15 protein-coding genes, 2 tRNA genes and 1 pseudogene are annotated in these 15888 nt (G+C 53.4%); 7 read left to right on the forward strand and 11 right to left on the reverse strand.

Annotation, left to right across the window (positions count from 1 at the left end; genetic code table 11):
• Positions 1-68 precede the first annotated feature (68 nt).
• Together JS536_RS02130 and JS536_RS02135 are read left to right on the forward strand one after the other, a co-directional pair.
• Positions 69-1280: a glycosyltransferase family 4 protein gene (locus JS536_RS02130; protein WP_214355583.1), complete on the forward strand. Its 1212-nt coding sequence runs from the start codon at positions 69-71 to the stop codon at positions 1278-1280.
• Between the two features lie 5 nt (positions 1281-1285).
• On the forward strand, positions 1286-2434 hold the full coding sequence (locus JS536_RS02135; RefSeq protein ID WP_214355584.1) for a polysaccharide pyruvyl transferase family protein: 1149 nt from the start codon (positions 1286-1288) through the stop codon (positions 2432-2434).
• A 72-nt stretch (positions 2435-2506) separates the two neighbouring features.
• On the opposite strand, the gene JS536_RS02140 is transcribed toward JS536_RS02135, so the two are convergent.
• The 4 genes from JS536_RS02140 to JS536_RS02155 all read right to left on the reverse strand — a co-directional run bounded on the left by JS536_RS02140 (position 2507) and on the right by JS536_RS02155 (position 7133).
• A complete protein-coding gene (locus JS536_RS02140) occupies positions 2507-4033 on the reverse strand; it encodes an oligosaccharide flippase family protein (RefSeq protein ID WP_214355585.1) in 1527 nt (508 codons plus the stop codon).
• Between the two features lie 333 nt (positions 4034-4366).
• Complete coding sequence (locus JS536_RS02145; protein WP_214355586.1) at positions 4367-5101, reverse strand: hypothetical protein; 735 nt, start codon at positions 5099-5101, stop codon at positions 4367-4369.
• A 68-nt stretch (positions 5102-5169) separates the two neighbouring features.
• Positions 5170-5823: an RloB family protein gene (locus JS536_RS02150; RefSeq protein ID WP_214355587.1), complete on the reverse strand. Its 654-nt coding sequence runs from the start codon at positions 5821-5823 to the stop codon at positions 5170-5172.
• On the reverse strand, positions 5820-7133 hold the full coding sequence (locus JS536_RS02155) for an ATP-binding protein (protein WP_214355588.1): 1314 nt from the start codon (positions 7131-7133) through the stop codon (positions 5820-5822). Before JS536_RS02155 ends, JS536_RS02150 begins: the two co-directional genes overlap by 4 nt.
• Positions 7134-7474: 341 nt before the next feature.
• Here JS536_RS02155 and JS536_RS02160 point away from each other — a divergent pair.
• A pseudogene (locus JS536_RS02160) lies at positions 7475-7723 on the forward strand (glucose-1-phosphate thymidylyltransferase); the annotation flags it as partial.
• A 248-nt stretch (positions 7724-7971) separates the two neighbouring features.
• On the opposite strand, the gene JS536_RS02165 reads toward JS536_RS02160, so the two are convergent.
• The 3 genes from JS536_RS02165 to JS536_RS02175 all read right to left on the reverse strand — a co-directional run bounded on the left by JS536_RS02165 (position 7972) and on the right by JS536_RS02175 (position 10745).
• A complete protein-coding gene (locus JS536_RS02165; protein WP_214355589.1) occupies positions 7972-8532 on the reverse strand; it encodes a PIN domain-containing protein in 561 nt (186 codons plus the stop codon).
• Between the two features lie 35 nt (positions 8533-8567).
• A complete protein-coding gene (locus JS536_RS02170) occupies positions 8568-9095 on the reverse strand; it encodes a helix-turn-helix domain-containing protein (protein WP_214355590.1) in 528 nt (175 codons plus the stop codon).
• A 156-nt stretch (positions 9096-9251) separates the two neighbouring features.
• Positions 9252-10745: a hypothetical protein gene (locus JS536_RS02175; RefSeq protein ID WP_214355591.1), complete on the reverse strand. Its 1494-nt coding sequence runs from the start codon at positions 10743-10745 to the stop codon at positions 9252-9254.
• A 290-nt stretch (positions 10746-11035) separates the two neighbouring features.
• Between JS536_RS02175 and JS536_RS02180 the strand changes: the two genes are divergently transcribed.
• The 4 genes from JS536_RS02180 to JS536_RS02195 all read left to right on the forward strand — a co-directional run bounded on the left by JS536_RS02180 (position 11036) and on the right by JS536_RS02195 (position 12203).
• Positions 11036-11108 (forward strand) — tRNA-Asn (locus JS536_RS02180).
• 43 nt (positions 11109-11151) lie between these two features.
• Positions 11152-11224: transfer RNA gene (locus tag JS536_RS02185), tRNA-Asn, on the forward strand.
• Between the two features lie 185 nt (positions 11225-11409).
• Positions 11410-11874 (forward strand): helix-turn-helix transcriptional regulator, encoded by a 465-nt coding sequence (locus tag JS536_RS02190; protein ID WP_214355592.1) that lies wholly within the window; start codon positions 11410-11412, stop codon positions 11872-11874.
• A gap of 65 nt (positions 11875-11939) precedes the next feature.
• A complete protein-coding gene (locus tag JS536_RS02195) occupies positions 11940-12203 on the forward strand; it encodes a HipA N-terminal domain-containing protein (RefSeq protein ID WP_214355593.1) in 264 nt (87 codons plus the stop codon).
• Positions 12204-12331: 128 nt separating this feature from the next.
• Here the strand turns inward: JS536_RS02195 and JS536_RS02200 are convergent, their stop codons facing one another.
• From JS536_RS02200 to JS536_RS02215, 4 genes are all read right to left on the reverse strand, one after another.
• On the reverse strand, positions 12332-12757 hold the full coding sequence (locus JS536_RS02200; RefSeq protein ID WP_214355594.1) for a hypothetical protein: 426 nt from the start codon (positions 12755-12757) through the stop codon (positions 12332-12334).
• A 194-nt stretch (positions 12758-12951) separates the two neighbouring features.
• Positions 12952-13521, reverse strand: coding sequence for a protein tyrosine phosphatase (locus JS536_RS02205; protein ID WP_214355595.1), 570 nt, complete (start codon positions 13519-13521; stop codon positions 12952-12954).
• A 107-nt stretch (positions 13522-13628) separates the two neighbouring features.
• Entirely contained in the window at positions 13629-14174 is a 546-nt protein-coding gene (locus tag JS536_RS02210) for a hypothetical protein (RefSeq protein ID WP_214355596.1), read from the reverse strand.
• 706 nt (positions 14175-14880) lie between these two features.
• Positions 14881-15879, reverse strand: a complete 999-nt coding sequence (locus JS536_RS02215) for a G5 domain-containing protein (RefSeq protein WP_214355597.1) — start codon at positions 15877-15879, stop codon at positions 14881-14883.
• Positions 15880-15888: the final 9 nt, after the last annotated feature.

Consider the following 15888-nt stretch of genomic DNA (forward strand, 5'->3'; position numbering starts at 1 on the left):
GAGACGATTGCTGACGCTGGTACGAATTGGTTGCTGAACCTATGAAGACCACAAGCCGGAGAAAACCGATGAAAACGATGCTGATGATTCCTCCTCAATTCCTGCCTGTGCCGGCAGCGCGCGGCGGTGCCGTTGAGGAACTGTCCACGCGGCTCATTGAGGGTAACGAGACGAGTCCGCGTTATAGCATCACCGTGCTGTCCAAACCGGATGACGCGCTTGATGGTGTGAGTTACCGGTACACGAACGTTGTGCCGATTCAAGCAACCCGTATTCATCGTATGCTTGCGCGCATCATCAATAAGATTGTCTTCCTCACACATCGTGGACAGTATGTGACGCCCGAGGCACTGAAGATTCTTGCGCTCGCTCTGCGTGGCAGGCATGATGTCATTCTTGTAGAGAACGATATGCTTGCGTGCAACATGATTGGTAGGTTCAAGTGGCTCAAGAAGCGAGTCCGCCTGATCTACCACATGCATAACGATTATGACGGGTCAAGCAAAACGCCGGCCCTGGTTCGCGACATCATGCCTCATGTTGATGTGTTTCTTGTAATCAGCGAGTACTTGCGCTCGCAAGTTGGTGATGCCGAAGCCGTTGATACGTCCGGCAAGGTAAAGGTATTGGACAATGCCATTGATATCAAGGCGTTCATGCAAGGCGGAGATCGTAAACGGTGGCGTCGTGAGTTCGGCATCGATTCGAGGGACGTGACGTTCGTGTATTCGGGACGAATCACGCTGGAGAAAGGTGTGCGGGAACTCATCGAAGCATACATTCGTATGGCCAATGCGAGCGATTGTTCGACTAAGCTGTTGATCGTTGGCAAATCATGGTTCGGTACTGACGATGTTGACCCATATACCGAGGAACTCAAAGCATTGAGTGCGGGCCGGGATGACATCATCTTCACTGGCTTTGTTCAGCATGAGGACATGCCGGGTGTGCTTTCCGCCGCCGATGTGGCGGTCATCCCCTCCCGTTGGGAGGAACCGTTCGGTCTGGTCGTGCTTGAGGCGATGGCTGCGGGGCTGGCGATTATCGCGACCCGATCGGGAGCCATTCCGGAAATCGTGTCTGACGAGTCGGCTTTCCTCGTCGACAATGCGGATGACACCATCGTCGGTGATTTGGCTGCGGCGATGCACATGGCGCTCGATTCGGAAGAACGCATATTCAAGGTTGACAGAGCGCGATTGACGCTTCAGCAGCATCCTGAATACGACGTCCATGGCTACTTCGACCGTTTCTGCGATTTGATTGATGGGAGGAAGTGAAATATATGCGTATTCTCTTGGTGAATCAAGGCCATACCGACAATCTGGGCGACCGCGCCATAGCGCAGGTCATGACGGCGGTGACGAAAAAAGCCACCGGCGCCGATATCGTTGTCATGCCGTTCATTCCGGATGAGCAACCCACTTCCCTTGCAGACATGCGGACGGAAGTTCAGCCCGTATCGTCCACGCCTGATGAATTGCCATGGCTGCGCCGAACCGTCTGGCGGACGAAGCGGTTCATCCGCGATATGAAAAGCGCGCCCGTACAGGAACGATACGCACGGCTGATTCGCGCGAGCCTTGACGAAGCGGGGCATTTTGATGCCGCAATCATCGGTGGTGGCGAATTGATCAAGGGGAATGGCCATCCGTTCTTCCATAGTCTGCAGGCTTGGATCGATGCGCTTGCTGAGCGGTCGTGCCCCGTGGCGGTGATGGGCGTCAGTTCGGACGCACGATTCACGGGCAAGGAGGCTGCCGCATTGCGTGAGGCCTTCGCCAAATGCGCCACTGTTTTGGTGAGAGACGAGCAGACGCTTGCAGTCATGCATGATATTTTGTGCGTTGACGCCGTCTATGCGCCGGATGTGGTGTTTGCCTACCGGTACCTTCAGTCCTGCCTTCCTTTGGAACAGCGTCACAGTGAAGACGATGCGGTCCGGCGGATGCGTGGCGCATGCGTGTATGCCTATCAGGAACTCAGCGCTGAGAAGAAGCGTCAATACACGCGGGATGAATACTACGAGATGTGGTATCGGCTCATCCAGAAGCAGATTTCGGATGATGGAGAAGACAGTGCGGGGGATGCGAACCTCAAACTGCTGTACACCACATACACTGACTACTGCGAATCAGCGCGTTTCCGTGAATGGTTGTCTACTAAGAAGAGCATGCAGGCGATTCTGGCGGAAATCGATTCCATCGATGATTACGTTGACGAGTTGGCTGATTGCCAAAACCTGGTTTCCGGGCGTATGCATGCGATGATTCTCGCACTGCAGTACGGAGTCGAAGTTGATGCTGTGCCGATTAAAACCAAGCTCGCAGTTTTCAAGGAAGAGTGGGAACGCCGGCAATTCGCTTGGGATCAAGATGGTAAGAGTATTGCCGATGCTTACGCGCGAGTGATTCGCGACATGATTAGCCGTTAAAAACATGATGTAGTGGCGGATGGATGCGGAGGACGCGGACGAGTCGTTTCGCATCCATCCGCCACTTGACTGCTACTTCTTACGAATGGGCAATTTGGCGAGCACGGATGCTCGCTCGCTGCGGTTGAAGATTATGAAGAAGTTGATTGTCAGAGCGATTACCGAGCAGATTGCGCCGGCGATGATGAGCTGAATCCAGCCGTGCACCTCGAATATGGAGCGATACAGAAGGCATGCTGCCACCATGGTGATGGTGCATGCTGAGCTTAGTGCGATGGCCTTGTAGAACGTGTGCCAAGGCAGGTTCAGGCAACGTGCGGCGTAAATCGGCTGGAATCCGACGTAATACAGCAACTGCGTCGTCATGCCCACGATAGGTACGGTCCACACGCCCAGATCTGTGAACGTGAGCAGTATGAGCACGAAGGACAGGTTCACGACACCGACTCCCAGCAGCACGAGTGCCGGTACCCGTAGTTTGTTGGTCGTGATGTACACGTTGACGATCACGCTGATGATACTGGAAGCGATTAGCGGAAATAGCGTCAGCAGAGACAGTGATTGCAGTAGCTTGTTGTCCTGCGTGGGGACCCAGGCCTCGAAGAATCCGTCGCCGAACACCATAAGGAAGCCAATTGGGATGGTGGCGAGGAAGCCCATCACACGCACGGAGAACAACACCTCCTTGAGCAGCTCGTCCTTCTTGCCCTGTGCGTACAGGATATTGATGTTGGGTACGAAGACCTTCACCAGAATGGCGATGAGCTGGTTGAGGAAGTTGGGGACTGTCTTGACCAATGCGTAAATACCGCTTGTCGCCGCCCCCAGGAACAGATTGGTGATAAGCACATCAAGTGTGTTCAGCAATGTGGTGCTCAGGCTGTTGACCGAATTCCAGATACCCGAAGAAAGCAGTTTCTTAATGGACTGAAAGCTGAAACTCCGCGCATTGATTTTGATTTCCGGCATCAGCTTTCGTTTGTAATGCAGGTTCGCAGCGCAATTGTAGACGGTGACGATCAGCACCGTGCCGGTGATGAAATAGATTTTCGCGGGCAGCAGCACGAACAGGGCAATCAGCGCGATAGCGCGGATGATGTTGCCTTCGATATTGCGCCGGGCCTCAAGATCAAGCCGGTTCTTGACGTAATACACGCATCCAAATGATGCGAAGATCAGATTGATGAGCGTGCCAAGGAAAGCGAACGCAAAAGCGAGCTGTACGTCGGCAATAAGCCGAACAGGAATACTGAGCAAGTCAGAGGCGAAGAACACGACGAGTCCGAATGGAATCGACAATACGATCGCGAGGACGGTATCGGCGATAAGCGCCGAGTTGAAGTATTTGATCGCCACATCGTTATTGCCTTTAGTGTCTTCCATGAGCACGAATCGGGCGACCATTGAATCAAAGGCCGTGGTAATGATGCTGGCGAAGCCGGCAATGTTAAACGAAAGCGTTACGAAGCCATACGCCTCGCTGCCGAGTTGCTTGACGATATACGGGGTAAGGAAGAAGTTAACGCCGAACTGGACGCAAAAAGCAACGATATTAGCAACCATATTGATTGCCAATTGTTTTTTGGTGGCTTTGGCCATGAAATACCTCTATCGGAATCAAATACCACTGTTCGCAAAGCGTTCTCATAGTGCATGAGATATTTGGAGATGCGGTCGTCACAGATGTTTTCGCTCCGAACAGTATAGCCGCAGGTGGGGATTGAAGTGTGCTTTAGGTTTTCATGGGTGATGATGGCGTGCGATCTAGTTTGATGTTTGCTACTGAAGCAGTAGGACTATTGATTGTTGTTTCTTGGCTGTGAATAGATTCATAGAGGGAACCTATTCACAGCCAAACATAATTTCTAAAATGGATGAATGTGACGGTTACTGTGAAACGAATTGACTCCTATCGCTGGTTAGTTTAATATTTTACTGGATTTGTGGGTAGATTGACTCTACAATTGGAATGAAAGTATTCTTAGGTTCATTGGATTTCCAATCATCCAAGTTGATTAATAAGTTATCTTTTACGTAGTTGTTATATGTGACGGACATCGGGATATGCTTTGGGTTTTTGAGAAAATCATTGTATATGATATTCCGTTCTGCACTCCGCAGTATTCTTGTTTCCTCATCTTTATCGGATTCCTGATTGAATATCAGCAATTCCTTCATAGTGGTTATATGCTTTAATTTGCTTGGCTGCTGCTTCTTGTAATATTCGTTGGTGTATTTTTTTAAATCTTTATAATAAAAAGGGTTAATATTTGATAACGAACATTTCTTCCATATATTTGCTGAATTATTTAAAATATAGGCAGACATTGCTTCGCATATGGTTTCTTCAAGCCATTTTACTTCAGTCTTTTTGTTATTCTTGTGTTGTCGTATTACATAGTGCATTATTTCATGTGAAAGCTGGAATATAAACTGACTCCAGTATTGGTATGAATCCATGCAGGTTTGTATGCGTAATGGCGTTGTGTTAATAAATAATCTGGGGTTTTGGTCATTGCTGTTGTTGAAGATAATACATGGTTCGTTATTGATATTATTTATGCCAAATATTTTAATAAATTGTTGTAGAACAAATTCGGTAAGTGGCTCCATGTATTCTTTGCCTTCAATTTCCGGTATATCGCATTTCCACTTATCTGTAATCATTTTATAATCCTTATATTTACTATGTGAATGTAATATTGTTGTATCTTTGCTTTGAAATATGTCTTTGATTATTTCATGACTTCAATTACCTCTGGCATATCGGTCCAAGGTGCGTAGTTGCTTTCGCTGTATGGAGTCAGTTGTTTCCTAGCGGCTGCTTTGCTTGCCGAATTATGCTTTTTGGCGTTGATGACGGCATCCTGCGTGAGGCCGGCGATGTTTTTCCAGTTGATATGTTTGTTTCTGGGGCCTCCGGTTATGCCTTTTCGGGCCGCATATCGTTCTACGTCAGGCGTGGTGGCGTATGCTTCCGGGCATGGTTGAAGATGATCGATGAGCCATACTTCGAAACATGGGTTTGAAATAATGAGGCTAATGCCATTGTCTATGCAAGTCTGCTGTGCTTGCAGGTGATCATGAAAATTATCGACATCTACAACAACGAAGATACCGGCATACCGATCTGCGGAATCGCCATTGTTGCGTTCATCATCGCGTTTGCTGGCCGCGGCATATTTGGCAAGTTGCGAAGGGGATCCTACTATCGGCTTGACGTCGATTACGCAGTTGTTCGTTCCTGATATTTCTGACTTGAGATGCTTGAAGTATTGGGGCTCTGTGACTTCTCCGCCGCAGACTACAAAATAGCGTTTCGCTCTTGTCCGTAAGCGGCGTTGACCCTTGCGGCCATGCGGCGGTACAGATACTTCCTTGCGGCTCATGAAATACCGCCTTCCCTGACGATTTCTGCAAATGCATCATGGAAACTCGGCTTGGGGATCGCTCCGTAGACACCGTTCAGGTAGTTTTTCCCGATGTTTTCTTCTTTGCGCACATTCAAATCGGTTACAGGATATATCTCCGAGGCTCCTTCGAGATTCTTCTCTACGAGCCACACCTGATCGGGGTCGATGAGTCGATTCGTCTCTCCGGATACATTGATTAATGACGTATCGTGTGTGGTGAAAATCAGCTGTGAACCATGGGGGTTGGTTTCCGGATCCGTAAACAACCCAATGAACTCCCTAACCAGTGTAGGGTGCAAACTGGTGTCGATTTCATCGATCAACGTCACGGTGGGGGTCATCAGTTGCCGCAAGGCTAACGAGAAGAACGAAAGTGCTGCTATCGTTCCCTGCGACTCGTTATCTTCGGTGAATGTGGCTGAAATATCACCTGCGTGCTCGAATCGAAGTTCCGATGATTGACCAGCGGACAGCATCTGTTCCACCTTGTTGGGATCGGCGCCGAGCTGGTTCTGCATCTGCACTTTCCATGCCTCCAGCGTTTCTGTGTCGATGGCTACTGGGGCGCTACGTACTGAATTGATGCCGAAATCCGCGTATCGAATCAACAGTGAGAGATCCTTGGCAAACATCGTTTTTCGGTTGAACTCATTGAGAATGCGTGATTCTTCAACGCGATATTCCTGAGCATCGCAATAGGAAATTCCGGACATGAAGAAATCGAATGCTGCCTGGGTACATGCTATGCCGGCTGCGGCTGCGGCCGATAGCACTAGGGCATTGGGACGTAGCTCGATGGTTTTCCTGATTTGCGCGCGTGGACCTCGGAAAGAGGCTCCAAAACTGATACCGCTTTTATCGCGGGAAAACAGTTTCGTTGGATGGGTCGAAAGACGATTCTCGAGACGCCTGAACACCGACAATTCCTCATATAGGATGATGTCGTCGTTGAATTCAAACCAATAACGGTATTTTTGCCCGTCATTGGCCGTGAACTCGGTGAAGAACATTGACTTTTCTGACTGTCCCAGGGGACTGAGACGGAACGGGTCTCGGGGAATGCTGGTTTTTGCGTCTCCCTGGGCATAGCTGCTACGTACCATGTTGGCCATCGACCACAACGCTTTGAGAAAGTTCGATTTGCCTGAAGCGTTCGCTCCATATACGGCTGTAATCGTTGATTGATTCTTAAACGGTCCGTTGGAGAAGCGCTTCTCGCGTGTCATGGAGAAAGACTGCTCCTCATGGAAGCTTCTGTAGTTCGAAAAGCTGAAGTCGATGAGCATAATGTACTTCCTGACTATTTTGGATACACAGATATTATCATAAAAACGCAAATAATGCATTTTTCTTCATAAATAGCGTTTGATATGCGTATATCAGTCGTTTTGCGTATCTGTTGAGCTTTTGTGGTTGGATTGCCTCGGATGACGGCGGTGGGGGTGCTTGGGGTGTTGACGGAGTTGGATGTAAGTGTAGAGACCGCGGTCGGGTATGAAAATGGCCGCCCCCATAAAGTGAGCGGCCCCTATAACAATTAGTCCGGCTAGCACAGACAAGACGCAATTAAAAACGATTTTGCCTTAAACCATTTACCGGAAAGATGTAGCGTAGTTCAAGGTTATGCGGTCGTGGCTATGCCTGGCTGGACACCGGAACCATGGACTCCCTGTATGAGGCTGGTGAATTCGTACGCACCGTGCAGCGTGCGCAAGGTTTGCCTATCGCGGTCGTGGAGGAAATCGCGTTCGAGAACGGCTGGATCACCCGCGACGAGCTGGTGGAGTCCGCCGAACGTTACGGTAAATCGCCCTACGGCGAGCATCTGATGGACGTCGCGGAAGGCCGGGTCGTGCTCATTCCCAATCACTACTGAGATCGCTGCTGACGACTATCGCAATACAAACCTGAGCGGCAGGCCGCAACTTTCACCGGCCTGCCGCTCAGGTTTTTGGTTCGCTGCTGCGGCTGTCCCCTAGGAGGTAATGACGCACGAATGGGCATCAGCAGCGCGATGGGCTTCTTCGTTCATCCGGGGCAATGCGGCTGGTTTATGATGTTCGTCGGGATGATGTATCTAGCGGAGTACATGCAAATTCATATGAGCAAGCATGTATAGGGGTTCTATTCACTCAGAGCATCAAGAGCAGGATAGACATTTTCGGCAAAGCCGGGCAGTCCGGACTGCTGCAACATGTGCGCGTATTCTTCTGGTGTCTGTGGATAGTCCTTGTAACTGAGCAGTGCGGTGTAGCAAACCCTTGCCACTCGGCCTGGGTCAAGGTCGAACACATCAAGTAGGAATTCGTCGGGATGCTTGATTTCAATGTCCAACGGTTCGGTGGATGATTCCGGGAAATCTTTGAGGTTGAATGTTACCAGAGTCTGCGCAGGGGAATGATCTGCTGCTGCGAGGACGTGTCGATCTTTCTCGTCGCATGTCATGTTCTTTATGAGACTCTCATAGCCGACTATTGTCGCATCCGGGAATGCCGTGGTCATGGCATGGATGCGACGGGCTGCTCGCGTATCTCCGACTCGCAGTGCCAGGTTTCGTTTGAGCTCCGTGAGTACGTCTTGAGACCAGTAAGGTGTGAAGAAACGTTCTTCGGCGAGCCGGAGGATTGCATCATTGACGATTTCGCCATAGAGGGTGCATGTGTCGAAAAATACCGGGAAGCTCATGACAATCGTTCTTTCGGAGTGAATTCGATTCCTTGTCAGGAGACCAAGGGGTTGTCGATGGTGGCTTTCGGATTTTCGTCTGCGGCAATATCTGCGAATGTGCGTAGATTGTCTTGGTGCCGCGATTCCGCATACTCCTGCAAATCAGCCAACAATACACGGCGATGACGGCCCACCTTCTTGAATGGGATTTTCCCTCGCTCTAAAAGTTTCACCAGAGTGGGGCGTGATATACCCAGAAAATCCGCGGCGTCCTGCGTGGTGAGCTGTGTATCATACGGGGCGACGAACACAGCTTTGCCGCGTGAAAGTTGGTCGGCCACTTTGAGCAGAACATCCGCGAGTTCCGGTGTAAGCGGACGAGCTGGTGATCCGGCGACTTTGAGCGTAGCCACAGGGAAATCGTCCTGGGACGATAGTTCGTTAAACTGTTGATCTACGGTCTTTTGGGCTTCTTCTGACAGTCGGCCGGATAGAGCTTCCTTGATGTCTATGAGCTGTCTGCGATCATCCGCATTTGGCAAGTATGTTGCGGAATCTTTGGAAATGCTGTGTGTTCCCATACGATGCTCCTATGTGCTTCTTGAATACCTGCGCTGGATGTGTAGATAAATACAGTATGGCAGATAAACGAAATATTCGCAAAGTTGTGTGTATGGAGCTTCGCAGTTAGTGCGTATCGAAAAGTGATTTTGTCGCAGGCCTGCTTGGAAGTGTCGTCATGATATGTCGGTTGTGGTGTTGCCGTGGGGTCTCGATTTTGAAATGATGACGGGATCGCGATGCTTGCGATTTGCCGTGCTCCATGCAAACAGTGGAATGGCGGCGAAAGCGTAGCCCTCGAACTGGAGATAGAGGTAGGCGAGCAGTAGGAGCCAGCAGACGGTGAGTTTGGTCCACGGGCGAGGTGTGCAGGGCGCGGTGGCAATGCGACTGTCGGATTGATCGTTGGCGGTCGTGCTGGGGGAGTAGCGGACGGAAACGGGAGTGGTCGTGCTGGACGTGGGCACTGAACCGCGTGTGACGAATCGCAATGTGACGGCCAGGAACGAGATGAACCCAATCAGTCCGAATTCGGTGATGAAGCTGGTGTAGGAGCTCATGGTCCAGGCGGTGTCCGGGGTGATGCTTGCGTACCAGTTGGTCGCCGCGCGCGGGTCAGTGCCCAGCAGCGTCAGCATGCGTGCGGCGGTCGTTGAACCCTCGTGCATCGCATCGGCGATATTGCCGGCACCGAAACCGGTCAACGCGGTCCACGGATGCTCCATGATGCCGCCCAGCGGTCCCAGCGACTGGTAGATGCGGCCAAAGAAGGAGCCATCACCGGTGATGCCGTTCGTCATGATGGATCGCAGGCGTGGTACCGCAACGCAGCAGACGGCTCCGGCGGCGGCCATCCCGCCCAGCAGCAGCATTCCTTTCCTGCGTTGCGCGGCGTCACTCCAGCGGAGTTCAACGATAATGACCATAATCAATGCCACCAGCGAATCCAGCACGATGCGTACGCCGGCTCCCATAGCCACACTGCCGGCGGCGAACACCACGATGAGGTGCTTGAGACGCTTGGCATATACGGAATCGCGCGGTCGCATCAGCCAAAACAACGGCAACAGCACGCCGAACAGATGCATGCCGATATAGCTCGGCTCCGCAAACAGGAATTGCGGACGTGCGTGGTCGCCCGCCCAATGCGCGCCGGTCTCCACATACGATCGGGCCATCAGCTGACTGAAGTAGCCCTGTATGTTGGTCAGGCCGATGCGAATCGCCAGCCATTGCGCCACGCCCACGGCGAATGCGAACCAGTAAGTGGCGATGATGATACGTATCGACTCCTGCCAGCTCAGGCGTTTGTGCCCGAACGCGATATCGAGCGCGGCTATCGATATCGGCACTGCAATCACGCCGGACAGCGACATAAGCACCGCATTCGCGTGGAATCCGAACGCAATCCAACCTGGAATAGAAAGGGCGAACAGTGCGATTGGCAGCACCATGAGCGGGGCATGCCTGCGGGCGGATTGCCACAGCAGTCGCGGATTCAGCAGGCAGTAGGCCACCAGAAGCCACGGGCTGATCGGCGTCCAAAACGGCTGATAAAACCCGATGACCGTGCCATCGACTGGCAGCGTGACCAACGCCAGCGCAAACAGGTAATCCGTGCGGTCTCGCGGCGTGAACAAACGTGGCGGCAGGAGAGGAGCGGTCATCATGTCATACGTCTTCCGGATTAGTTGAACCATTCAGAGCTTGGTGCATGAGGGGCAAAGAGGTTGGCAAGAGGGTATGGCTGGAAACAAAGGCGCTAGGGGATAAGGACGGTTTGAGCATAGCGGAATCTAAAACAATCTCAAGCAGTCTAAAGTGGATGCGAGACGATTTGAAAGTTGAGTCATGTGTTAAGAATGATGCGACACGCAAGGGGTGGGGTGTGATTTGCGTTTTGCGGAAGAGTGTGTATGATATGTGACTTGTGCGCAAGAGCAATCTTGTGTGCGGATATTCCTGCGTAGCTCAGTTGGCAGAGCATCCGACTGTTAATCGGACGGTCACTGGTTCAAGCCCAGTCGCAGGAGCTTCATTTCGGCTGGGTGACTGGTCGGATTGATAACTGAATATTCCTGCGTAGCTCAGTTGGCAGAGCATCCGACTGTTAATCGGACGGTCACTGGTTCAAGCCCAGTCGCAGGAGCTTCACAGAAAAGCCCCGGATTGTTCCGGGGCTTTTCTGTTATCGGCATGCATATGGTCCTTAGTGTGTTCGGTTTATAGAACATCGTGGTGTCTGTTTGATATTCATAACATTATCTTTCTAATTTATGTTAGAATTATCTAACAATTGGGGCAATGCTGAATCTGTCAGACAAAGGGGTAGGCATGCGAGCAATGAGTGGTGTGGTGTCCATGTCGCAATTGGCCGTGACAATTCGAGATGCCCGGATCGCGCATAAAATGACGCAGGCGGAACTTGCCGAACGGGCCGGCCTCACACGTCCTTGGGTCAGCCAATTTGAGCAGGGGAAAATCATCAATGCCAGCTTCACACGAGTGCTGTCGATGTGTCAGGTGCTTGGAGTGACAATGACGTTGGGATATGATGCTCCCGATTGCGCAGAAGAAACGGATGCGGAAGAATCGCGTCCGGCGGTCGGTTCATCTCGCACTGATACGCAAGTCGAAACTGCTGCGAAGGTGCCGGTGACTGAAGTGATGCCGATTGCGGCTGCCTTTGATCGGCAAAGCCCTGATTATGGTGCGGAATTGCAATCGAAACTCCGCGAATTCCGAAAGTCAATGAGCATATCCACGGAAGAATATCTTAAGGGCTTGGGCGCATCCTAGCGAGATGGCTGAAAATCGGATGTGACGGTCGTTTCTGGCATGCGGGGGATAGGAAGGCGGCAAATATGTCAGCAATCAAGGAACTGATTGTTCTGCTTGAGGGGCGTAGTGTCGGCGTATTACGTGAAGGAACCTCAGGAAAGCACACGTTTACCTATGACCTGAGCAGTTCCGATGTTACGCAATTGTCCCTTGCTATGCCGAGACGAGTCGAACCATGGCGGGGCAATGCTGTAGAGGCGTACATCGATGGCATTCTGCCCGATGATCCTTCCGTGCGCCAGAGAATCGCACGCATGTATTCGGTGGCATTATGGCACAGAGCGTGAGAACCCTGAACTGGTTTGCCGGTGGACAAATAGGATGATGATTTGATTATCGGATATGGCAGGGGCGCCATCATCGTGACGATGGTGCCCCTGCCATTGGCTGGAATAGTTGCTATTTGCAGAGTGAATCAGGCGGCCTTCTTGCGGCCGCGGCGCTTCATGGTGCCGGCGGTGGCGTTGGCGACGTCGAAGATCACGGTCTTGCTCTCGGCGTAGGCGGCACCGTTCACGGACTGGTAGGCCACCTCGCCCTCCGGGGCATCTCCCACGGGCAGGTACGCCTTCACGGCCTCGACCAGCACCGGCTCCTTCACGCTCACGGAGGCGGCGCCGGCCTTGGCGAACTTGACGGCGTTATCGGCCTTTTCGGCGGCCGGGGTCACGGCGATCTGCTTGGTCTTCTCGTTGATGAGCACCTTGACGTAGGCGGGGGAGCCGAGCACCTCCACGGTCGCCTTGTTGAAACGGATGGCGGAATCGGTGACCGTCATCACCGTCTTGCCCACCGGCTTGACCAGCTGGACCTCTTCAAAACCCTGCAGCAGAGAAGCCATGATTTGCTCCTTATTTGTCGAAGTTATTTGCGTACGTTATTGATTGTATTGGCGGGTGGGATATGTGACAAATAAATGGTCTTTAGTTGCTTTATTTACAGCATCTTTTATGGACTACCCCTCAGTCACCTTCGGTGACAGCTCCCCTGACAAGGGGAGCCAAGGTGAGGGTTATTGATTATAAGAAGTTTGATTTACTCGCTGATCGCATGGAATATGGTGTCGATGCCGTGCTTGATTTCGGCATATACCTGCTCGAAAATCTCGCGTGATTGGCGGTGGGGATCCACGGTTTCATTCGCGGTGGGCAGGAACGGGCGGATCATGGACATGGAATCCATCACCTCGCGCAGTTTGGCTTCGGGGGAGTCACCGGGAATCGGGTCCTGATTATCCAGATATGCGCATGCATTGACGAAATCGTCAAAGAGGAGCGTCTTGCGCACGGCGGCGGGATTCTGACCCAGCAGTTCGGAGATTTGCGCACGTTCGAAGCACAGGATGAGATCGGCGGCGCGACTGATTTCCGTACTGATCGGTGTGGAACGGTGCGCGGTGGCGTCAAGGCCATCGGACGCAAGCATGTCGATGGCCAGAGGGTCGGCGGCGTGCGGCGGATATTGCAGCGTACCGGCGCTGGAAACGGTGATGGCGTCGGCGGTATTTTCGGGGTCGATGCTGAATTGAGACAGCCGGAATCGACAATAATATTCGGCCATCACCGAGCGGCATTGATTACCGGTGCATACGAAAAGCAGCTGCATATGTTCCTTTCTATCGCACAATGCTGTGAACAAACAAGGCATGAAAAAACCGGGAATCGGAAGTGATTCCCGGTTGAATTATTCCTGTTTCCTGTCTGAGGCTACGCTCAGTGCTGGTTGGCGCTCTTGCGGACGGCGAACAGGGCGATGCCGGCGGCGGCCAGCATCAGGGCGGCCACGCCGTACGGGGCCACAGAGGCACCCGTGTTGGCGGTGGTGCCGGAGCCGTTCAGCGTGCCGGTCGAACCGTTCGCTCCGTTGCCGGACTGGTCGCCGGTGCCGGTGGCCGGCACGGTGATCTCGGCGGTACGGGAGCCGGTCTGGGCGCCCACGGCGGTCACGGTGATGGTCTGGCCGGCGGTCTGGCCGTCCTTGAAGATGTAACGCAGGTTCAAGGAGCCGTCAGCGGCGGCGGTGAACGTCTTCTGGCCGATCTGCTGCACGTCGGCCACCACGGCGTCGTCCCAAGTCACGGTCACCTGCTCGTTCGGCTGGAATGCGCCGGCCGGGAAGGACACGGTGGCGGTGTTGCCGCTCACGCTCACGGATGCGCCGTAGCCGTCGCCGTCCACGGCGAATGCGGTGTTGGCGGCGAAGCTCAGGCCGAGCGTCGCCGCGATGGTGGCCAGAACGGCCAGAATCTTCTTGGTCATGCTTTTCTCCTTATGTGATCCCCGATGCGGTGTACGCGACGCACAATGCCGCCTGTGGAAAGGAGCTATTGGCGAAATATCGGAATCCGCGGGCCGTGGGGCGCACCTGCCGTGCAAGCGCCGCCGAAGCATTCGGCCTGTTCCTGCGTTCGATTTTTCTGTTATGCCGCGTTGAGGGGATTCCCCGTGCAAACGCCCCCTAGTGTACATGCCCCCGTCCGACGAATTTCGGCCGTATGGGGCAACTGAAGGGGGTGTGAAGTGACATAAGGCCGACCGGGTCTCTACTGGACGTTGTTGTATCCCGTGAAAACCTTAGGAATCACTGGGATTCTGGCTACCATTCGGTAAGCGCAAGAGCGGTCGTCCTGTGTCCATATAGCGACACGCCGCTACGGAAACGACAAAACAAAAGGCTCTGTTAAACCAAGATTGACATGAATTCCACTGGACTACCCCTCAGTCGGCTTCGCCGACAGCTCGTCCTGCAATTAATGACGAACTCCGTTCGCGGCTTGTTGGCTCGGCTGTCGCCTCGCACATTGCCTACAAACGGCATTGCCGTTTGCTCCACGGCAATGTCCTGACAAGGGGGGCCGAGAATAGGGCATGTCAATACTGGCTTAACAAGTCAACAAGGCAAAAAGAAACCCGCACCATGTCGTGCGGGTTTACTGCCGATGAATCGGTGCCGGTCGCCGACCGATCAGTAGTTGTTGTACGTGATCCAGTGGTTGTAGGCCGCGGTGATGCCGCCGTAACGCTGGTTGCAGTAGTCGATGAACCATTTGAACTGGGTCTGGTAGTTGGTCTGCCAGTCGGCGCCGGCGGAGGCCATCTTGCTGCCGGGATAGGCCTGCGCCAGACCGTATGCGCCGGAAGAGGGGTTCGTGGCGGTGGGGCTCCAGCCGGATTCGTGGCTGATGATGTAGTTCGCCGCGGTGAAGTCCTCCTCGGTGTATCCGTTGGCCAGCAGATAGTCGTGCGCCCAGGACTGAATCTCGCCGGCCGGCGTGGTGGTGCCCAGATCATTGGCGGCCACGGTGGTGGAGGAGGAACCGGTGCCCACCAGAATCACCTTGTCCACCGGGGCCTTCTTGACCCAGGAGGCGAACACGTTGGAGGAGACGATCTTGCCGCCCGCGCGCGTGACGAGCGACGTGGTCTCCATGATGCCGTTCTCACCCTCGGTCTCCACCTTCTCCTGGCCCTTGGGCAGGCTGGAGGTCTCCTTGCGCACCTCGTTGAAGGCGATGGCGGTCTCGTTGGTCTCCACATCGGCGCCGGCACGGTCGATGGTGATGACCGTGGCCTCGGTCACCTTGGTCTTGAGCGACGGACTCACCGCATCGTCCGGTTCAAGGGTGATGTTGCCGGTTTCCAGCACGTCCTTGACGGTGGTCATGTCCTGCTTCTCACCGAGCACCGTGCGCGAGTCGCCGTTGATCTTGACGGTGACGAACGTGGTGTTCTTGTCCGCGCTGTCGATGGCGCCGCGGGCCGCCGAACGGGAGGCCGCGGAATCGGTGGCCGAGAAGGCGGTGACGTCGGAGAACGACTTCGGTGCGTCGTTCTGATAGAAGTTACGGGAGACCACACCCGCCGCCCCGATGAATCCCACTGCCGCGATCACCGCCGCGACCTTGGCCCACTGGCGCTTGCTCAGGGATTTCAGCAGGGGGGTATGCCTGACGTGCTTCGACATTGCGCTCCT

This window comes from Bifidobacterium sp. SO4 (genome assembly GCF_018555355.1).
Taxonomy (GTDB): domain Bacteria; phylum Actinomycetota; class Actinomycetes; order Actinomycetales; family Bifidobacteriaceae; genus Bifidobacterium; species Bifidobacterium miconisargentati.